At 67.4% G+C, this 20063-nt stretch carries 19 protein-coding genes; 5 read left to right on the top strand and 14 right to left on the bottom strand.

Going from position 1 to position 20063, the window contains the following annotated elements; genetic code table 11:
* Window positions 1-678, bottom strand: coding sequence for a hypothetical protein (locus N7573_RS15120; RefSeq protein ID WP_010483068.1), 678 nt, complete (start codon window positions 676-678; stop codon window positions 1-3).
* A complete protein-coding gene (trpB, locus tag N7573_RS15115; protein WP_279912822.1) occupies window positions 675-1892 on the bottom strand; it encodes a tryptophan synthase subunit beta in 1218 nt (405 codons plus the stop codon). The genes N7573_RS15120 and trpB overlap by 4 nt, the downstream gene beginning before the upstream one ends.
* A 97-nt stretch (window positions 1893-1989) precedes the next feature.
* Between trpB and N7573_RS15110 the strand changes: the two genes are divergently transcribed.
* Window positions 1990-2877 carry a LysR family transcriptional regulator gene (locus N7573_RS15110; RefSeq protein ID WP_032128249.1) on the top strand — a complete coding sequence of 296 codons (888 nt, stop codon included), beginning with the start codon at window positions 1990-1992 and terminating at the stop codon, window positions 2875-2877.
* A 48-nt stretch (window positions 2878-2925) separates the two neighbouring features.
* Here N7573_RS15110 and N7573_RS15105 read toward each other — a convergent pair whose 3' ends face one another.
* From N7573_RS15105 to prmB, 10 genes are all read right to left on the bottom strand, one after another.
* Window positions 2926-4782, bottom strand: a complete 1857-nt coding sequence (locus tag N7573_RS15105; protein WP_180845121.1) for a peptidoglycan-binding protein — start codon at window positions 4780-4782, stop codon at window positions 2926-2928.
* Window positions 4783-4830: 48 nt separating this feature from the next.
* Complete coding sequence (locus tag N7573_RS15100) at window positions 4831-5520, bottom strand: hypothetical protein (protein ID WP_279912821.1); 690 nt, start codon at window positions 5518-5520, stop codon at window positions 4831-4833.
* A 253-nt stretch (window positions 5521-5773) separates the two neighbouring features.
* The gene (locus N7573_RS15095; protein ID WP_019660598.1) at window positions 5774-6430 is read right to left on the bottom strand and encodes a phosphoribosylanthranilate isomerase; all 657 of its coding nucleotides are present in this window, start codon (window positions 6428-6430) and stop codon (window positions 5774-5776) included.
* The gene (truA, locus tag N7573_RS15090) at window positions 6427-7197 is read right to left on the bottom strand and encodes a tRNA pseudouridine(38-40) synthase TruA (protein WP_049398724.1); all 771 of its coding nucleotides are present in this window, start codon (window positions 7195-7197) and stop codon (window positions 6427-6429) included. The genes N7573_RS15095 and truA overlap by 4 nt, the downstream gene beginning before the upstream one ends.
* A gap of 32 nt (window positions 7198-7229) precedes the next feature.
* Window positions 7230-7592 (bottom strand): VOC family protein, encoded by a 363-nt coding sequence (locus tag N7573_RS15085; RefSeq protein ID WP_125895654.1) that lies wholly within the window; start codon window positions 7590-7592, stop codon window positions 7230-7232.
* A 26-nt stretch (window positions 7593-7618) separates the two neighbouring features.
* Window positions 7619-9673 carry a FimV/HubP family polar landmark protein gene (locus tag N7573_RS15080; protein WP_279912820.1) on the bottom strand — a complete coding sequence of 685 codons (2055 nt, stop codon included), beginning with the start codon at window positions 9671-9673 and terminating at the stop codon, window positions 7619-7621.
* 148 nt (window positions 9674-9821) lie between these two features.
* Window positions 9822-10850: an aspartate-semialdehyde dehydrogenase gene (locus N7573_RS15075; RefSeq protein WP_012511725.1), complete on the bottom strand. Its 1029-nt coding sequence runs from the start codon at window positions 10848-10850 to the stop codon at window positions 9822-9824.
* Window positions 10851-10942: 92 nt separating this feature from the next.
* Entirely contained in the window at window positions 10943-11980 is a 1038-nt protein-coding gene (locus N7573_RS15070; RefSeq protein WP_279912819.1) for a D-glycerate dehydrogenase, read from the bottom strand.
* Complete coding sequence (gene aroC, locus N7573_RS15065) at window positions 11973-13076, bottom strand: chorismate synthase (protein WP_279912818.1); 1104 nt, start codon at window positions 13074-13076, stop codon at window positions 11973-11975. Before aroC ends, N7573_RS15070 begins: the two co-directional genes overlap by 8 nt.
* A complete protein-coding gene (gene prmB, locus N7573_RS15060) occupies window positions 13073-14002 on the bottom strand; it encodes a 50S ribosomal protein L3 N(5)-glutamine methyltransferase (RefSeq protein ID WP_032128243.1) in 930 nt (309 codons plus the stop codon). The genes aroC and prmB overlap by 4 nt, the downstream gene beginning before the upstream one ends.
* A gap of 122 nt (window positions 14003-14124) precedes the next feature.
* Here prmB and N7573_RS15055 point away from each other — a divergent pair, with 122 nt between their 5' ends.
* Together N7573_RS15055 and asd are read left to right on the top strand one after the other, a co-directional pair.
* Window positions 14125-14775, top strand: coding sequence for an SCO family protein (locus N7573_RS15055; protein ID WP_006381470.1), 651 nt, complete (start codon window positions 14125-14127; stop codon window positions 14773-14775).
* A complete protein-coding gene (gene asd / locus N7573_RS15050; RefSeq protein WP_125895651.1) occupies window positions 14772-15614 on the top strand; it encodes an archaetidylserine decarboxylase in 843 nt (280 codons plus the stop codon). The genes N7573_RS15055 and asd overlap by 4 nt, the downstream gene beginning before the upstream one ends.
* A gap of 112 nt (window positions 15615-15726) precedes the next feature.
* Here the strand turns inward: asd and N7573_RS15045 are convergent, their stop codons facing one another.
* Window positions 15727-16074, bottom strand: coding sequence for a ribonuclease E inhibitor RraB (locus tag N7573_RS15045; RefSeq protein WP_032128242.1), 348 nt, complete (start codon window positions 16072-16074; stop codon window positions 15727-15729).
* A gap of 24 nt (window positions 16075-16098) precedes the next feature.
* Window positions 16099-17703: a transglycosylase SLT domain-containing protein gene (locus N7573_RS15040; protein ID WP_071228772.1), complete on the bottom strand. Its 1605-nt coding sequence runs from the start codon at window positions 17701-17703 to the stop codon at window positions 16099-16101.
* Between the two features lie 122 nt (window positions 17704-17825).
* Between N7573_RS15040 and N7573_RS15035 the strand changes: the two genes are divergently transcribed.
* Entirely contained in the window at window positions 17826-19331 is a 1506-nt protein-coding gene (locus N7573_RS15035) for a helicase HerA-like domain-containing protein (RefSeq protein ID WP_279912817.1), read from the top strand.
* Between the two features lie 78 nt (window positions 19332-19409).
* Window positions 19410-19916, top strand: a complete 507-nt coding sequence (greB, locus tag N7573_RS15030) for a transcription elongation factor GreB (protein WP_032128239.1) — start codon at window positions 19410-19412, stop codon at window positions 19914-19916.
* The last annotated feature ends 147 nt before the right edge of the window (window positions 19917-20063 follow it).

The raw sequence follows: 20063 nt of genomic DNA, 5'->3' as shown, positions 1-20063 counted from the left end.
TCAGGCACATCCTTCAATCAGTTCAATCGCATCGCTGGTCCCCCAGTACATCCGGGTGACCTTCCCTTCAAACAGTTCCAGGCGGATGCCCAGGTCCGAACCCGGGTCCTGCCAGGTGAGGTACTCGCCCTGGTCACCGTCGTAGGCATGCGGGCTGGACACCGGCGGTTTCGGGAACTGGGCCATGGCCTGGGCTCGGGTCATGCCGATGCGCAGGCCGAACGGCCCCGGCTGTTCGACCGGCAGTTCCGGCTCATCGCCCGGCTTAAGATCAAAACGGACCACGCGGTCGTCGTCGGTCATCATCGACACGCCCGGCGGCAGCCCCTTGCCGTCGTAGTACTCGCAGTCGCCTTCGAAGAATTCCTTCGCGCCCTGCGCCTTCCAGGGACCCAGCGCCTTCAGGTCAGTCATGTGCTGGCCAACCAGCACGTCACCGGCATGGTCCAGTGCCACCGAAGCCACCGCAGGCGCGTCATCGCCGCTCGTCCCTTCTTCGGAGGGGGCATCGACAATGGGCGTACGCGCCATCGGGTCAAGATCATCGTTGGCAGCCTGCTGCACAGGCTGCGTGGTGGCCTTGGCGGCCGGTGCCAGCACCGGCGGCTCCGGCGGCTGGCACGCGGCCAACCCCAGTGCCAGCAGCAGCACGCCACTGTTCCGCAGCAGCGCGCTCACAGCACCAGCCCTTCGCGCGCGGCGATGGTATGCACGTCCTTGTCGCCACGGCCGGACAGATTGCACAGCACGATCTGGTCACGCGGTCGCTCACGCGCCAGCTTGATCGCCTGTGCCAGCGCATGGCTGGATTCCAGCGCCGGCAGGATGCCTTCGGTGTGCGCCAGCAGGTGGAAGGCCTGCAGCGCTTCCCCATCGGTGATGCCGAGGTAGCGTGCGCGGCCGGTATCGGCCAGGAACGCGTGCTCCGGCCCGACACCCGGGTAGTCCAGGCCGGCTGACACCGAGTGGGTCTCGATGATCTGGCCGTCGTCGTCGCACAGCACATAGGTGCGGTTGCCGTGCAGCACGCCCGGCCGACCCGCCGCGATCGATGCAGCGTGGCGCCCGGTGCTGATGCCATCACCGGCAGCTTCGGCGCCGACGATCTCGACCTGGCGATCATTGAGGAAGGCATGGAACAGGCCGATGGCATTGCTGCCGCCGCCCACGCAGGCGGTGATCGCATCGGGCAGGCGACCGTATTCGGCCAGCATCTGCTCACGCGCTTCGCGGCCGACAATGGCGTTGAAGTCACGCACCATGCGCGGGTACGGATCGGGGCCGGCCACGGTGCCGATGATGTAGAAGGTGTCCTGCACGTTGGTCACCCAGTCGCGCATCGCTTCGTTGAGCGCGTCCTTCAGGGTGGCCGAGCCGGAAGTGACCGGTACCACCGTCGCGCCCAGCAGCTTCATGCGGTAGACGTTGATCTTCTGCCGCTCGATGTCGGTGGCGCCCATGTACACCACGCATTCCAGGCCCAGGCGCGCGGCAACCGTGGCACTGGCCACGCCATGCTGGCCGGCACCGGTCTCGGCGATGATGCGCTTCTTGCCCATCCGCGCGGCCAGCAGCGCCTGGCCGATGGTGTTGTTGATCTTGTGCGCACCGGTGTGGTTCAGGTCCTCGCGCTTGAGCAGGATCTGCGCACCGCCGACATGATCGCTCAGGCGCTGGGCGTGATAGATCGGGCTCGGCCGGCCCACGTAATGGGCCAGGTCGCGGTCGTAAGCGGCCTGGAATGCCGGGTCCTGGCGGGCCTGGTCATAGGCCTGGGCCAGTTCCTGCAGCGGGCCGACCAGGGTTTCGGCAACGAAGCTGCCGCCGTAGCGGCCGAAGTGGCCCTGGGCATCCGGGAAGGCGTGGTAGTCGGCAATGGGGGAGGCAGACATGGAAGCGACCGCTGGTTCGAGACAGGTGGATACTCTAGCGCACGGGTCGTGACCGGAAAATGGATATTATCTGGCGCATATCGTCAGGAAATCTCACATGAGTCGTTCCCTGCTGCCTCCCCTCAATGCGCTGCGTGCGTTCGAGGCCACCGCCCGTCTGGGCGGGGTTGGGCGCGCCGCGCAGGACCTGCATGTCACCCACGGCGCGGTCAGCCGGCAACTGAAGCTGCTGGAGGATCATCTCGGCCTGGCATTGTTCCAGCGTGCCGGCCGCGGGCTGCGCCTGACCGCTGCGGGCACGCGACTGCAGGCCGCGTGCAGCGAGGCGTTCAGCGGCATCGAAGACTGCGTGCGCGAGCTGCGCCGGCCGACGGCGGCCCCAGCACTGGTGCTGGGCTGCAGCGGCAGCGTACTGGCGCGCTGGATGATCCCGCGCCTGCCCGTGCTGCAGGCCGCCCTGCCCGGCGTGCGCCTGCAGTGGTCGGCGCTGGATGGCAGTTTCACCGAAGCACAGGCGGCGCTGGATGCCGTACTACTGCTGGCGCAGGGGCCGTGGCCACGGGGCTGGCAGGTGCGTGAGCTGGCGCCGGAACGGGTCGGCGTGGTGGTGGCACCCTCGCATCCGGCCGCGCAGCGCCTGCGGCAGGTACCGCCCTCGGCGCTGCTGCAGGAAACGCTGCTGCACACCAGCTCACGGCCGCAGGCGTGGCCGGCGTGGGCGCAGGCGCACGATCTGGACACCGCGAAGCTGCAGCTGGGCACCGCTTTCGAACATCTGTACTACCTGCTGGAAGCAGCCGTGGCCGGGCTGGGCCCGGCGATCGCACCGGAGCCACTGGTGGCCGAAGATCTGGCAGCAGGCAGGCTGGTCGCACCGTGGGGGTTTACCGCCACCGGCGGCTTCTGGGTGCTGGCGCGGCCGGATGGCCCGGCCGATGCACGGGTGGACGCCCTGGCCGACTGGGCAGCAGCACAGCTGCAATGAGACGAGGCCCCGGGCGGCGTTCACCGCCCGGAGCCGGCAACACAGGCCTCAGCGACCGCCCATCGCGACCCGCTGCTGCTCCTCATGCACCTGCTGCTGGTGCGAAGGATCTGCCAGCAGCTTTGCACTGGTCTGCTCCAGCGACGGCGGCGCCTGGGCCAGGTCCACCGCGGTGCGGAAGCCCGGCGTCGTGCCCATCACGAACGCCTTGCCATCCTGCACCGTGATGCTCTGCAGCTTGTCGGCCGCGTCGATTCCGTTCTGCTTTGCATGCAGGGTGATATTGGCGGCAGCCTCTTCGGAAAACACGCTGGGAAGCTTGCTGCGGACGGCGTTGTGCAGTGCGTGGTCCGGATGCGATGCATCGTTCAGCGACGGCCCCTTCGGTACAGCCGCTGCAGGTTCATGGCCCTGCGCACGGCCCGCCGCCAGCGCGGCAGCGGTCTGGCGACCGACAATTCCATCGGCCACCAGCCCCTGCTGTTTCTGCAGCGCGATCACCGCTTCGCGGGTGTGATCACCAAAACGACCATCCTCTGACAACCGATGGCCCTGCGCATCACGCACACCGAGCTGGTTGAGAGTCTGCTGCAACGCCTGCACATCCGCGCCACGCTGCCCCTGCTTCATCACCTCGCTGGCGGCCGCGTGTGATGCAGCCGGCTGCACGGTGGCGGTTGGCCGGGACAGCGCAGGTTCGCCATTGCCGTGCAGCGGCGCGCGCACCTGGAATTCCGGCTTCGGTGTCAGCGCACCAACGATGCGGGTGCTTCCGCCATCCCAGTACCCGCCCGGCCGGATGGTGACTTCGGCCGGCCCGGTGCTTCCCTGCGAGCCGATGAACTGGATGTTTCCCTGCGCGTCGTAGCCTTTGAAAATGCCGACATGCTGGCCCTGCGACGAGGAGAACATCAGGATGTCGCCCTGCTTCAGCGATCCGTTCGGTTTGCGTGCTTCGGCAGCCGAGGTCACATCGAAATGCTCGCGTGCGTAAGCCGTGGTGTTCGCACCATTGAACAGCGTCGACGTAGTGAACCCCGCAGCGTTCTCGCCACGCACGTCGTAACCCGCGTTCTTCAGGCCTCGCCATACGAACGCCGAGCAATCCACGCCGAAGCGTCCGTCACCATCGAGGTCACGCTCCAGCCGGCTGCTGTCGCGACCCGGGCGCGGATGGTCCGGGCGCCCGTATTCGTACTGGCGGCCTGAGGCCATGAAATGCTGATAGGCCTCGTTGTAGAGCGCGGCACTGCCGACTGCAGCCGCGGCCTGGCCCGCAGCGGGCGCCGCCGCCGAAGGCGTCTGTACCTGCGGTTGGGTCTGGGTCTGCACGGGCGCAGCCGCCGGTGTGCGCGTAGGAGGCTGCTGCGTGGCAACCTCACCCGGCTGCCAGCCCTCGAAACGGCGGATGCCGTCGGCCAGCACTTCACGCTCTCGCACGCTCATCTGGCCGACGGTCTTCGAGCGCAGGTCGACACCCTGGCGATCGCCTTCGGCATAGATGGTGGCCGCCTGCTCCTTGTGGTGGGTGGTGCCGCTGTAATCCTTGGTGGAGTAGCTCGGCAGCATTTCCTCCACGGTCTTGTCGCCGAACCGGCGTTCGAGCAGCTGGATCTTCGCTACCCGGCCGGCTTCATAGCTTTCGAAAACCGCGTTGCCCCATTGGTCGAGATCGACCACGCCCTTGTAGCGCCCCTGCGCCGATTCCAGCGCCTGCTCGCGGGTACGCGGATTGGTCACCGTCTTGTCCGCGCTGCCGGCAAATTCAAACTTGAGATTGCCAGGATTGTTGTTGCGCCACGAGACGCTGCCTCCTGATCGTTCGACGACACTGCCATCGTCCATTTCCAGCGTGCGTGTGGTACCTACGCTGCTGACCAGCCGGGTGATTTTTGGATCCGACATGAGCTGTTCCTTTGCCAGTGGTTGATTGGACCGCTCCCCTGGCGGTGATTACATTCCGTTGGAAAACACGTCGAGCACGTCCGCACTGACCCAGCCCTGTGCGCAGTTCCCGGCGTAACGTCCCGGCGCCGCCGCATGGCAGGCCTCGCCCCCCGTGGTCGCCAGGCCAGTGATCGGCCTGTCGCCATAGGTGTCACACAACGTGTTGCCCTTGCACTTGCCGACCGTCGCAGCGGGAACCGCAACGACGTAATAGAACAGCGGATTCTGTCCGGTGCGCCCGATGCCCTGCACGCAGACCAGTTGCCCCTTCGACAGCTTCGCGGTCACGCTGGCCGTGCTGCCGGTGGATGGCACCGCACTCAACGTCTCCACGCCCTTGGCATCGGCTACGCCCGCGAAGAAACCCTGGTCGCCACAGTCCGGCGACAGTTCGACATCGTAGAAATCACCGCTGTCCACATCGCCCGCCGTGCAGCCGCTGCCTGTACTGGCGTTGCTGCATTTCACGCCACTGGCCTGGATCAGCGCAGCCAGGCCGTCGGCTGCCGGTGCTGCCGCCGGAACCGTGGCCGGTGCTGTGGCAGGTGCATCTGCCGGTGCGGCAGCGGCCGGTGCCGATGCGGTCGGGGCGGATGAGTCACCGGCCGCACACGCGCCCAAGGCAAGCAGCAGGCTGGGCACGAGCGTCAGGCGGGCCAGGCGGATACGGCGGGAAGAGAGATGGGGCATATCCATTGCGTCCTCGTTCGAAAGGTAGGGCGTATATCAAGGGTGCGGCCAGCGACACGCACACGGCATCGCACCCAGCCAAGACAGGCTGGGCGCATTGTGTCCGATCAGATGTTCGGGGGGTGTCGACTTTTTGGCGCTGGAACCTGAATTACCCGAAAGCGTGATATTCATCGCATTCAGGATTCGCCCGCCTTCACGGCACGGCGGAATGCACCGTCGACGATGACATTCCGGGTGACCCCTCAGGTGACGCGGATCACTCCAGAACGGTGCAATCCGCGCGACGCACTTCTTCGACGAAGGTGCGCATTTTGTAGCCGTCCTTAATGCCCGGCTCCAGCTCGATGCCGCTGGACACGTCCACGCCCCACGGCAGCGTCGCCAGCACAGCATCGTAGACGTTCTCAGGGTTCAGGCCACCGGCCAGCAGGAACGGCCGGTGCAACCCGGTCGGAACGCGGCCCCAGTCGAACGCCACGCCGGTGCCGCCACCGCCACCCGGGGCGTGGCTGTCGAACAGGAAGCCGGCAGCGCTGGGGTAGCGCAGCTGCAGGGTGCGGGCGTTGACCTCTTCACGGCCGCCCATGGCGATCGCCTTCAGGTACGGCATGTTGAAGCTGCGGCAGAAGCTTTCGTCTTCCTCACCATGGAACTGCAGCAGGGTCGGACGTACCGTACGCAGCACCTCGCGCACTTCCTCCTTGCTGTTGTTGCGGAACAGCGCCACCACGTCGACCATCGGCGCGATCGCCTGGCGCATCGCGCGGGCCTCGGCCGGTGCAACCCGGCGGCTGCTCTCGCGGGCAAAGATGAAACCCACTGCGTCCACGCCCAGCTCACCGGCCAGGCGGACGTCGCCGGCACGGGTCATTCCACAGAACTTGATGCGCGTACGGTAGTAGGAACGGCTCATAGCGTGACCTCGGCGGGCAGATGCCAGTTGTCGGGGTACAGGGGCCCAAGGAACACCAGGCCCTGCGGCGGTGCGGTGGGACCAGCTACGGTGCGGTCGCGCCCGGCCAGCAGTTCGGCGATCCATTCCACCGGTTTTTCGCCGCTGCCCACCAGGATCAACGATCCGACGATATTGCGGACCATGTGATGAAGAAATGCATTGCCACGTACTGCGACTTCGATCACTTCGCCATGACGGCTGACCTGCAGCGACTGCAGTTCACGCCGCGCATGCAGCGCCTGGCACTGCACCGAACGGAACGCGCTGAAGTCATTCTCACCAAGCAATGCCTGGCCGGCGGCATGCATCAGGGTCTCGTCCAGCGCACGGCGCTCCCAGCTCAGGGTCTGCCGGTCCAGCGCCGGCCGTACCTCGCGGTTGAGCAGCCGATAGCGATAGCGGCGCGCACGCGCGGAGAAGCGGGCGTGGAAATCATCGGCCACCGGCACGCACCAGCGCACTGCGATCGAGCGCGGCAGGCGGGTGGTGGTGCCGAGCATCCAGGCACGCGGATCGCGCACCACGTCGGTATCGAAATGCACGACCTGGCACTGGCCATGCACGCCGGCATCGGTGCGGCCGGCGCAGACCACCTGCAGCGGCGCATCAGCCACCGATGACAGGGCCTGCTCGAGGCTGGCCTGCACGCTGGGACCACCCTCGCCCAGGTTCTGCCAGCCCCTGAAATCGCTGCCGTCGTACTCGACGCCAAGCGCATAACGCATGTGCTACCTCGATGTTGCGGATGGGGCGGCGCTCAGGCCGGATCGCGTTCGGACCAGACCGCCAGTTCGTTGCCACCGGGCTCGACGAACTGGAAGCGGCTGCCACCGGGGAAAGAAAACACCGCGCGCACGATCTCGCCGCCGGCTTCGCGCACGGCGGCCTCGACCGGTGCCAGTGCGTCGGCATACAGCACCAGCAGCGGTGCACCGCTGTCGCTGGCCCGCTGCGGCTGGCCACGGAAGAAGCCGCCCTGCAGGCGGCCATCGTCGAACGCCGTGTAGTCGCTGCCGTAGTCGACGAACGACCAGCCGAACACCTTCTCGAAGAAGGCACGGCTGGCAGCCGGGTCGCTGGACGCGAATTCAACGTAGTCGATGCGGCGTTCGCGGCTCATGGCAAGGTCCTTGTCGGCAGATTCGGTCACGGCAGGCGGGCCAGCAGTTCGCGGGCCTGGGCCTGGCTGTGCAGGTCACCGCCTTCGGCGACTTCCAGCAACAGGGTGCGCGCCGTCTGCGCGTCGCCCAGATCGAGGTAGGCAATGGCCAGTTCCACGCGCTCCTGGCCGGCACGTGGCGACCAGCCGGCGTCGCCGGCAGGCGCGGCCGCGCTCGACGCGATGTCGTCGGAATGAGAGGCCTCGATGCTGCCATGGTCGATGCCGTCGACGGCTTCGGGATGAGCGGCATCCGCCGGCGCCTCGTTGTCATGCGCGTCGGCCGGCAGATCGAACACGCCGCGGAACTGCGGCTGCTGTTCGGCATGCAGTGCGTAGTCCGGCACCGCCACTTCGGCCGGCGCCTGCGGTACAACGCGTTCGTCCTGCAGCGGCGCGGCGACGACAGCCTCGTCGGCGGTGGTTGCGGAATCGTCCCAGCGCGGCAGATCGGTCACCGCTTCGGGCAAGGCCACCGCGTCCTCGTCGCGCAGCGTGTCGGCCTGCCCTTCGGCCCGTACCGCGTGCTCGACGACAGGTTCGGCGACCACTACGTCGTGCACTTCGGTTTCGGTCGCCCAGTCGGGCATCGCCGGTTCCTGGCGGCCGTTGCCGGCAACAGCCGATGACCACGAGGACTGCTCGGCCAGCGTATCCAGCGCCGCACCCGCCGGCAACGCTGCGGCCAGGCCGGCGGCATCGTCTTCCTCACGCAGCGGCGGCAGCGGCGACGGCTTGCGACGACGCAGCAGCCAGGCGGCGCCCGCCGCCAGCAGCAGCACCGGCAGCCCCAGCCAGTACCACGGCGTTGCCGCATCGCGGGCATCCGGTGCCTGCGCCAGGCGCTGCTGCGCGGCGGCCAGATCGTTGTCCTTCATCGCGATCAGCGACTGCTGCTGTTCCTTGAGCTTTTCCAGGTCGGCCACGCGCTGCTTCAGTTCGCCGATCTCGGCATCGCGGGTGGCGATGTCCTCATGCGCCTGGCGCAGTTGTTCGTTGCCCAGCATGTCACCCTCGCTGCCGGCAGCGGTGCCGGTGGTTGTGCCCGCGTGCGCGGCGTCGGACGCCAGCGCCGGAGCGATCTCAAGTCGTGCCCCATTGGCCGCAGCCGGGGAAGAAGCGTTCGTGGCTGCCGCCTTGGCAACCGGTGCGGCCATGCCCACCGGTTGCGGCACGGTACGCGCCTGCCGCCATTGCGCGGCATGCTCGCGCACGAGCGTCGCCGCTTCGGCAGCGTCGACCGCAGCAAGCGCATCACTGCCGGGCATGCGCAGCACCGCACCCTGCTTGAGCAGATTGACGTTGCCGCGGATGAAGGCTTCGGGATTGGCACGCAGCAGGGCAATCATCGCGCGGTCGCGACTGACCTGGTTGCCACGTGCCACCGCACTGGCGATCTGCGACAGGGTCTGCCCGCGCTGCACGGTGATGCTGCCATCGGCCGCCGGTGCAGCAACTGGCGCGGAGGCCGCACGCGGGCGTGCCGGTGCTGGCGCCACCGCTGGTGGCGGCGTCGTGGGCGTCTCTGCTGCTGGCACCGAAGCCGGTGCAGGTTCGCGCACGATGGTATTGGAGAGCGTACCGGCCGGCGCGACGATTTCCGGCTCGGCCACGGCCAACGCACTGGGCGGCGCATCGACCAGTGCCGAGTACTCACGCACCAGGCGGCCCTGGCCCCAGTCGGCTTCGATCAGGAAGCTGAGCGACGGCGTCTCCACCGGCGCCTGCGAGGTGACGCGCACCACCGCCCTGCCCTGCGTGTCGCGGGTCAGTTCGAACTGCAGTTCACTGACCAGTCCGGTTGGCCGCTGCAGGCCGACACGTTCGAAGGTGACCGGTGAGGCCAGCGCCACGCGCAGGTTTTCCAGTTCGGACGGGTCCGCCGAGACCACCGGGATTTCGGCCAGCAGGGGCTGGCCCGGCTTGGACAGGACCCGGATGTCGCCCAACCCCAGGGCAAGCGCCGAACTGCTGGCCAGGGCGAGCAGTGCGGCGGACAGATAGGTGAGCGGGCGCTTTGCGCCCTTGGCCCGTTTATTCATGGGCGACACTATAAAGCGTGCGGACCGGGGTCCGCACCCACCGATGGGAGACCTTCGGTAATGCCGGCCGCTGGCCGGCATACACGCACGCCCCCATCACGGCAATACCGGCCAGCGGCCGGCACTACCGATGAGGCAACCGCTGTGATCAGCGCTGCTCGGCGGCGACCAGCTCGGCCAGCTGCACGGCATTCAACGCCGCGCCCTTGCGCACGTTGTCCGACACGATCCACAGGTTCAGGCCGCGCGGGTGCGACAGATCCTCACGGATGCGGCCAACGTACACCGCGTCGGTGCCCGACGCATGCGTGACCGGGGTCGGATAGCCGCCAGCCTCGTGGCGATCCACCACTTCGATGCCCGGCGACTGCTCCAGCAGCGCGCGCGCTTCGGCCACGGTGACCTTATCACGGGTCTCGATCGCGACCGACTCGGAGTGGCCGTAGAACACCGGCACACGCACTGCAGTCGGGTTCACCAGGATGCTGTCGTCACCGAGGATCTTGCGGGTCTCCCAGATCAGCTTCATCTCTTCCTTGGTGAAGCCATTGTCTTGGAAGTCGTCGATGTGCGGGATCAGGTTGAAGGCGATCTGCACCGGGAAGCGCTGCGGATCGATTTCCTGGAAACTCAGCAGCTGGCCGGTCTGCTTGCCCAGCTCCTCGGTTGCCGAACGGCCACCGCCGGACACCGACTGGTAGGTGGAGACGTTGATACGCTCGATGCCGTACTTGCGGTGCAGCGGCGCCAACGCCACCAGCATCTGCATGGTCGAGCAGTTCGGGTTGGCGATGATGCCGCGCGGACGGTTGGCGACCTGCTCCGGGTTGACCTCGGACACCACCAGTGGCACGTCATCGTCGTAGCGGAAGGCCGAGGAGTTGTCGATCACCACTGCACCCGCTGCGGCGAACTTCGGTGCGTATTCCTTCGACACGCTGCCGCCGGCCGAGAACAGGGCGATCTCGACGCCGCTCGGATCGAAGGTGGCCAGGTCCTGGACCTTGACCTTCTGGCCGTTGAACTCGATCTCGCCGCCGGCCGAACGCTCGGAAGCGAGAACGCTCAGGGTGCCGACCGGGAAATCACGCTCGGCCAGGATCGACAACATGGTCTCGCCGACCGCACCGGTGGCACCGACGACGGCGACGTGGAAACTGCGCTGTGCATTGCTCATGGGGGAAACTCTCACGAAAACGGGGATGGGGAAAAAACACGCACGACAGCTGGGTTCGGGGAACCTCCTCAAGCGGGGCGCGCGGAGGTTCCCTATCGTTTCCCGGTTTTTTTGCCCAGAGTCACGCGCGCGGCCATCGCCGCGTCAGCGTTGATCGCGCTCGGCATGCGCGACGGGCCGCCGTCCAGGCCGAGCCCGGCAACCAGATTATCCACGGCCAGCTGTACCATCGCCGTGCGCGTGGCCAGCGAGGCGCTGCCGATGTGCGGAGTGAGCACGACGTTGCGCAGCGCCAGCAGTTCGGGGCGTACCTTTGGCTCGCCTTCGTACACATCCAGACCCGCTGCAGCAAGGCGGCCGTTGGCCAGCGCATCGGCCAGCGCGATCTCATCGACCAGGCCGCCGCGGGCGATGTTCACCAGCGTCGCCGACGGCTTCATCTTCGCCAGTGCGGCGGCATCGATCAGGTGATGCGAGGCCGGGGTATACGGCAGCACCAGCAGCAGGTGATCGGCCTGCGCCAGCAGCGTGTCCAGGTCCACATAACGGGCCCCCACCTCCGCTTCGATCGCGGCCGGAAGCTGCGAACGGTTGTGGTACAGCACCTTCATGCCGAAACCATGCGCGCCGCGGCGGGCGATACCCTGGCCGATGCGGCCCATGCCGAGGATACCCAGCGTGCTGCCGTGGATGTCGGCACCGAGCATGGCCTGGAACGACCACTGCTGCCACTGGCCTTCGCGCAGCCAGCGCTCGGATTCAGTGATGCGGCGCGCGGTGGCCATCAACAGAGCGAAACCGAGATCGGCGGTGGTTTCAGTCAGGACGTCCGGGGTATTGCTGGCGAGGATGCCGGCCGCGCTGAGCGCGTCGACGTCCAGGTTGTTGTAGCCCACCCCGACATTGGCGATCACCTGCAGCTGCGCGGCGCCGGCCACCTGGGCCGCACCGATGCGCTCGTTGAGGGTGATGATGGCGCCGTCGGCGCTGGCCAGCTGATCGGCGATCTGGTCGGGCGACCACGCGGTGACGGTGTCGGTGCTGCGCAGCTGCACGCGATCGCGCAGCGGCGCGATGGCCGCGTCGATCAGCGGCTGGCTCACCCACACGGTCGGCCGCGTGTCAGCCATCGATCTGCCCGGGAATGCGCGGGGTGATCGTGCCGACATCGCCGCACTGCGCGCGATGACGCAGCGCCTGGTCCATCAGCACCATCGCCACCATCGCCTCGGCGATCGGAGTGGCGCGGATGCCGACGCAGGGATCGTGGCGACCGGTCGTGACCACCTCGACCACGTTGCCGGCCGTGTCCAGCGACGGGCCCGGCAGGCGCAGGCTGGAGGTCGGCTTCAACACGATCGACGCGACCACCGGTTGGCCGGTGGAAATGCCACCGAGGATGCCGCCGGCATGGTTGCTGGCGAAGCCCTGCGGGGTCAGCAGGTCGCGGTGTCCGGTGCCCTTCTGTGCGGCGCTGGCGAAACCGTCGCCGATCTCAACGCCCTTCACCGCGTTGATGCTCATCAGTGCGGCAGCCAGTTCGCCATCGAGCTTGCCGTAGATCGGCTCGCCCCAGCCTGGCGGCACGTTGTCGGCCACCACGTCCACGCGCGCACCGACCGAATCACCGGACTTGCGCAGCGCATCCATGTACGCCTCCAGTTCCGGCACCTGTGCGGCGTGCGGCCAGAAGAAGGGATTGTCTTCCACCGCCGACCAGTCGAAACCGGCCGGGGTGATCTCGCCCAGCTGCGACAGGTAGCCGCGCACGGTCACGCCGAAGCGCTCGGCCAGCCATTTCTTGGCGACTACGCCGGCGGCCACGCGCATGGTGGTCTCGCGCGCGGAAGAACGGCCGCCACCGCGCGGGTCGCGGATGCCGTACTTGTGCCAGTAGCTGTAGTCGGCATGGCCCGGCCGGAACTGCTGGCCGATGTTGGCGTAGTCCTTGCTGCGCTGGTCGGTGTTGCGGATCAGCAGGGCGATCGGCGTGCCGGTGGTCAGGCCCTCGTACACGCCGGACAGGATCTCGACCTCGTCCGCCTCGCGGCGCGCCGAGGTGTGGCGGCTCTTGCCGGTAGCGCGACGCTGCAGGTCGTGAGCGAATTCGGCCGCGTCCAGCGCCAGCCCCGGAGGGCAGCCATCGATCACGCAGCCGATGGCCGGCCCGTGCGACTCGCCGAACGTGGTGACGGTGAACAGCTTGCCGAACGAATTGGAGCTCACGGGCGCTGCGCCGCCAGCTCGGTGATGCGCGCGCTGTGGGCGATCAGCTCGCGGCATTCGACCGCGAAGATGCCCATCTGGCCGACCTTGAATTCGATCCAGGCGAAGTCGACTTCCGGCAGCAGCTTGATCAGGTGCTGCTCGGACTCGCCCACTTCACAGATCAGCAGACCGTCTTCGCTCAGGTGCAGCGGCGCATCGCGCAGGATCTTCAGCACCAGGTCCAGGCCGTCGTCGCCGGCACGCAGACCCATCTCCGGCTCGTAGGAGTATTCCTGCGGCAGGGCATCGGTCTCGTCGTTGGTGACGTACGGGGGGTTGGTGACGATCAGGTCGTAGTGGCGACCGGTCAGGCCGTTGAACAGGTCCGACTTGAGCAGGGTCACGTTGTGCGCCTGCAGGCGTTCCTTGTTTTCCTCGGCCAGCGACAGCGCGTCGTCGCTCAGGTCGACACCGTCCACTTCCCAGTTCGGGTAATAGTGGCCCATGGCGATGGCGATGCAGCCCGAACCGGTGCACAGGTCCAGCGCACGGCTGACATCGCGGCCGGCCAACCACGGTTCGAAGCCGCACTCGATCAGTTCAGCGATCGGCGAGCGCGGCACCAGGGCGCGCTTGTCGCTCTTGAAGCTCAGACCGGCGAACCAGGCCTCACCGGTCAGGTAGGCGGCCGGGATGCGTTCGTCGATGCGGCGCTGGAACAGTTCCAGCACACGCACCTTCTCTTCCTGCAGCAGACGCGCCTGGCCGTACGCCGGGCCGAGGTCGTGCGGCAGGTGCAGGCTGTGCAGCACCAGCTGGGTGGCCTCGTCCAGCGCATTGTCGTAGCTGTGACCGAAGGTCAGCCCGGCTTCGTTGAAACGGCTGGTGCCGTAGCGGATCAGATCGATGATCGTGTGGAGTTCGGCGGCCGTTTCAGCGGTCATGGCGGTACTGCGGGCAAAGTGGCCCCCGATTATAGGGGCTGACGCCCGCGGCGGCATCCGTTGCGGCAGAAACGATCGGGCCGCAGCCGGTATGATGGAGCCCACTTCGCGCGGGGGCTCCCATGTTCAATCGCAACGCCGGCATCATCCTGCTGATCGCCCTGGCGGCAGGTCTCGGCCTGCTGGCCGCCCAGCAGGTGTTCGCGCCGAAGCCGCCGGCCAATGCCCCGGCCACCGAAGCGATCACGCTGTACCCGCAACCGCGTGAACTGCCCGACTTCAACCTGGCCCAGTCCGACGGCACCCGGCTGATCCCGGGCGAGCTGAAGGGCCACTGGACCCTGGTGTTCCTGGGCTTCACCTTCTGCCCGGACGTCTGCCCGACCACCCTGGCCGAGCTGGCCGGCGCGCAGAACCAGTGGGAGGCCCTGCCCGACAGCCTGCGCCCGCGCGTGCTGTTCATCTCGGTCGACCCGGACCGTGACAGCGCCACCCGCCTGGGCGAGTACGTGCACGGCTTCCACAAGGACACCCTGGCCGCCACCGCCGACGTTCCCTCGCTGGAGCGCTTCGCCACCTCGCTGGGCTTCGTGTTCCAGAAGGTGCCAGGCAAGCACTTCGACGAGAACCCCGAGGATTACACCGTCGAGCATTCGGCCAGCCTGGCCGTGCTCGACCCGCAGGGCCGCCTTGCCGGCCTGGTGCGCCCCCCGTTCAACGCGCCGGCCATTGCCCGCGACCTGCAGAAGCTGACCGAGAAAACCGCCCCATGAGCCTCACCACCGCCCTGACGTACGCCCTGCCCCACCGCCTGCTGTCCTCGATGGCGCGTTCGCTGGCGTACTCGGACGATCCGCGCGTGTCGCGCTGGCTGATCGACACGGTCACCCGCAAGTTCAACGTCAATCTGGACGAAGCGGCCAACCCGGACCCGCGCAGCTATGCCACCTTCAACCAGTTCTTCACCCGTGCGCTGAAGCCGGGCGCGCGCGTGGCCGATGCCGATCCGCGCAGCCTGGTGATGCCGGCCGACGGCCGCATCAGCCAGCTCGGCAGGATCGAGGCCGGCCGCATCTTCCAGGCCAAGGGCCAGTCGTTCACCGCCGCCGAACTGCTGGGCAGTGACGAGGACGCCAAGCCGTACAACGAAGGCCTGTACGCCACCGTGTACCTGTCGCCGCGCGACTACCACCGCGTGCACATGCCGTGGACCGGCACCCTGCGCGAAACCGTGCACGTGCCCGGCCGCCTGTTCAGCGTCGGCCCGGCCGCCGTCAACGGCGTGCCGCGCCTGTTCGCGCGCAACGAGCGCCTGGTCTGCCATTTCGACACCAGCTTCGGCCCGATGGTCAGCGTGATGGTCGGTGCGCTGCTGGTGTCCGGTGTGGAAACCGTGTGGAGCGGCGAAGAAATTCCGGCCTACGGTGACCGCATCACCCGCAAGGACTACCGCGGCCAGGGCATCCAGCTGGAGCGCTTCGCCGAGATGGCGCGCTTCAACTACGGCTCGACCGTGATCGTGCTGCTGCCGCCGGGCGTGGCCGAGTTCGCCCCGCAGCTGGGCGCCGAAAGCCCGGTGCAGCTGGGCCAGGCGCTGGCGAAGCTGCGCTGACAAAAAGGGGACGGAGGGGATTAAGTCGTTTATGCATAAACGACTTAATCCCCTCCGTCCCCTTTTTCCACAACGGAATGCCGGCCAGCGGCCGGCACTGCCGGTACGCGCGTTACTGCAGGGCTGGGGCCGGGCCGACGTCCATGCCGTCGTAGTCTTCCACGCCCTTTTCCGCGGCCAGGGCAGCGAATTCCTGGTTGCGGCGGTCCAGCGAGGCTTCGTCATGGATCTCCACACGCTCCACGTGCAGCACGTGGAACGGCGCGTCGCCCTCTTCCGGCTCCTGCTCGAACAGTTCCACGAAGGTATAGCCCTGCGCCTGCAGGTGCTCTGCCAGTGCCTGCAACGGCTCAGCAGTGGAGTGCACGAAGAAGTACCCCCACAGCAACGGGCCGTTGATGTCCCAGTCGGTGTTTTCGCGGAGGTTGGCGAACAGGTTGCGGGTGTCTTCGAGATCCATGTGGGTTCCAGAGGTCGTGGGGGATTACTTGTCGCAGCCCTGCAGCTTCAGCGTCTGGCCGTGGCGCAGGCTGTAGGCCGGGGCCTTCAGGCCGTTGGCGCGGGCCAGGGTCGGCACGTCGCACTGGAACTTCGCGGCAATGGCGCCCAGGGTCTCACCCCGGCCCACCTTGTGGCTGCGCACCGGCTTCGGCCGTGCCGCCGGGCGCGGCGTGGCTACCGGAGCGACCGGTGTGGTCGGCACGCTGGTGGAGGCCGCGGCGTCGGCCACCGGCACCACGCCGCCCACGGCCACGCTGCCGGTGTAGCTGGCCGCGGTCGGGCGCTTGATCGCCGCGTTCAGATCGGCGGTGATCAGGGTGCGGGCCAGGTCGGCACGCGGGCCACTGACGCAGTTGCGCTGGTACAGGCCGGCAATGCGGGTGGTGGCGTTGATCAGCGTGCCGGCCGGAATCCAGCCATCGGCCTCATAGCGCGGATTGAGATTGCGCAGCGCGCGCATGTAGCCATCACGGGTGCCGTGGCTGCCCAGGCAGATGGTCAGTTCGTAGATGGTGGTGGACTTGGCCAGGCGCAGCGTGGCCGGCTGCGCACTGATCTTCGGCAGCTCCACACCGTACTGCTGCGGGTGCAGGAAGATCCAGGCCGCGGCGATCACCATCGGCACGTAGTCCTTGGTTTCACCGGGGAACTGGTTGTAGACGCTGTCGGTCCAGAAACTCTGGCCACCGCTCTGCTTGAACACGCGCGCGGCGCGGCCTTCGCCACCGTTGTAGGCGGCCACCGACATTTCCACGTTGTTGTTCAGTTCGCGCAGGCGCTCGTTGAGATAACTGGCGCTGGCCTCGGCGGCACTGCGTGCGTCAAAGCGCGTGTCGAAGCCGGTGCCGTCCGGGCCCAGGCCGAAGCGGCGGCCGGTGGCCGGCATGAACTGCATCAGCCCGGCGGCGCCGGCACGCGAGGAGGCATGCACACGGCCGTTGGACTCCTTGGCCATGATGCCGAACAGCAGCGCCTCCGGCAGACCACGCTTTTCCCACTCCGGCCACATCACCGCGCGCAGGTTCTGGTAGTTCTCGTAGCTGGTCAGCAGCGCCGGGCGCATGTCGGTCAACCAGCGGCGGATGCCGGCCTGCACGGCGGGGTTGTACTCGACCATGGTGTCGAAGGCATGTCGCTTGTCGTTGAGCAGCGCTGCAGCGCGCGCGGCCTCCGGCACATCGGCGGTAAGCGGGCCGATATGGTCGGGGTCGGCTTCCAGGCGGTCACCACCCTCATCGGCCACGTCATCGCTGGCAGCGGCATCAGCATCATGCTTGAGCAGGCGCTTGTAGCTGGCCAGCAGGGTGCCCATCTGGCAGCCCTTCTGCTTCACGCAGTCGTTGAGGACATCTTCCATGTCCTCCAGCGCGGCGTCCGCCTCGTTGCTGCCCTTGGGGTCGGCATTGGCGACCAGCAGCAGCGCATCGCTGTAGCGCTTCTCGGCGGCGGTCATGCGCTGCTGCAGCGCATCCACCTTCACCTTGTCCCGGGCCGAAACCCGCTGCGCATGGGCGTCGGGCGCCAGGGAAACCAGGCCGGCCAGGGCCAGCAGCGGCCAACCGCGGGAAATCAGGACAGGAACGGGCATTGATGGCACTGTGTGCGAAACAGGCAGGCAGAGTAGCGGCGCCGCCAAGGTCCGGGCAAGCCGACCTTCGGCCCGTCACCGCCGGCGGTTAACATTGGGCTATTCACCACAAGGGCTGGACCATGGATCCGATTCTGCTCGGTAAAGGCATCACCGACGATATTGCCGTCACCCTGCTGCCGAAACTCGGCAACCGCCACGGCCTGGTGGCCGGCGCCACCGGTACCGGCAAGACCGTGACCTTGATGACCCTGGCCGAGGGCTTCTCGCGGCTGGGCGTGCCGGTGTTCCTGGCCGATGTGAAGGGCGATGTGTCCGGCCTGGCCGTGCCCGGCACCGGTGCCGAGAACCTGCTCAAGCGCGCCGCCGAGATCGGCGTGGCCGACTACGCGCCGGCCGCCAGCCCGACCATTTTCTGGGACCTGTACGGCAAGCTCGGGCACCCGGTGCGCACTACGGTCAGCGAAATGGGCCCGACCCTGCTGGCACGCATCCTCGAGTTGAACGACACCCAGGCCGGGGTGCTCGATATCGTATTCAAGCTGGCCGACGATCGCGGCCTGCTGCTGCTGGACATGGACGACCTGCGCGCCCTGCTCGGCCTGGTTGCCGAGGAACGCAAGGACATCTCCACCGAGTACGGTCTGGTCAGCGCGCAGTCGATCGCTGCGATCCAGCGCTCGGTGTTGCGCCTGGCACAGGATGGCGGCGAGAACTTCTTCGGCGAACCGGCCTTGGAACTGGCCGACATCATGCGGGTCAATCACGACGGCCGCGGCGTGATCGGCATCCTCGCCGCCGACCAGCTGGTGCTCAAGCCCAAGTTGTATTCCACCTTCCTGCTGTGGCTGCTGTCGGAGCTGTTCGAGCAGCTGCCGGAGGTGGGCGACCTGGACAAGCCGAAGCTGGTCTTCATCTTCGACGAGGCCCACCTGCTGTTCGACGACGCACCGGCCTCGCTGGTGCAGCGCATCGAGCAGGTGGTGCGCCTGATCCGCTCCAAGGGCGTGGGCGTGTATTTCTGCTCGCAGTTCCCCGACGACGTACCGGGCAACATCCTCGGCCAGCTCGGCAACCGCGTGCAGCACGCACTGCGTGCGTTCACCCCGCGCGACCAGAAGGCGGTGAAGACCGCTGCCGAGACCTTCGTGCCGAATCCGAAGCTGGACGTGGCCAAGGTGCTCAGTCAGCTCGGTACCGGCGAAGCACTGGTCTCCACGCTGCAGGACAAGGGCGTGCCGATGCCGGTGCAGCAGACGATGATCGCACCGCCGCGCTGCCGGATGGGGCCGATCACCGAGGCCGAGCGCGCCCAGGTGCGTGCCGGCAGCCCGGTCGGCAGCCGCTACGACACCGCGATCAACCGCGAATCGGCCGCCGAGCTGCTGGCCCAGCGTGCGCAGAAAACAGTCGAGCAGGCGCAGGCGCCGGCGGCCCGCAGCCGCGAGCAGGACGAGGCGCAGGAAGGCGGTTTCGGCCAGGCGATCAAGGATGCGATCTTCGGCACCAAACGACGCCAGGGCATGATCGAAACCATGGCCAAGCAGACCACGCGCACCGTCGGCACCAAGCTGGGCAACCAGATCGTGCGCGGCCTGCTGGGCGGCATCTTCGGCGGCAAGCGCTGACCTGCCCTCCCGGGGTCGGAGGCCTTTCCTGTGGAAAGGACCCGGCCCCATCGTTCCCCTGAAAAGAAGTTGCACCACATGTCGCGTTGGCGCCCCCCTGCAGAAAAGAGTACCGCCCTGATCACCGCCTCCGGCCACGCCCGGTTGAAGGCCGAACTGGATGAGCTGTGGCGTGTGCGCCGCCCGGAGGTGGTGAAGGCGCTGGCCGCCGCTGCCGCGGAAGGCGACCGCTCCGAGAACGCCGAGTACACCTACCGCAAGAAGCAGCTGGGTGAAATCGACCGCCGCGTGCGCTACCTGACCAAGCGGCTGGAATCGCTGCGCGTGGTCGACACCACGCCGACCGATCCGCAGGCGGTGTTCTTTGGTGCGTGGGTGGAACTGGAGAACGTGGACAGTGGCGACACCAGCCGCTATCGCATTGTCGGCCCGGATGAGACCGACGCAGGCCTGGGTTGGATCAGCATCGATTCGCCGCTGGCACGTGCACTGCTGAAGAAGCGGCTGGATGATGAATTCTCGGTGGAGCTGCCCGGCGGCCAGTTCACCTTTGCGGTAATCGGGGTGGAATACGAGCCGTTGTAGAGTCGACTGTCAGGCGACTACCGCGCGAAGCGCGGCACAAACCTCCGCAGCCGGACGGCAAACGCACCGCGATCCTCAATCGCGGTTGATGACTCGCCGAAGCCATCTGTCAGGCGTTCACGGCCTCGGAACGAAGAGCAGTCGACT

Origin of the sequence: Stenotrophomonas sp. GD04054 (assembly GCF_029836955.1) — a bacterium.
Classification (GTDB): Bacteria; Pseudomonadota; Gammaproteobacteria; order Xanthomonadales; family Xanthomonadaceae; genus Stenotrophomonas; species Stenotrophomonas maltophilia_A.
The sequence above is the reverse complement of the archived record's forward strand: the minus strand, read 5'-3'. Positions and strand labels throughout refer to the sequence as shown.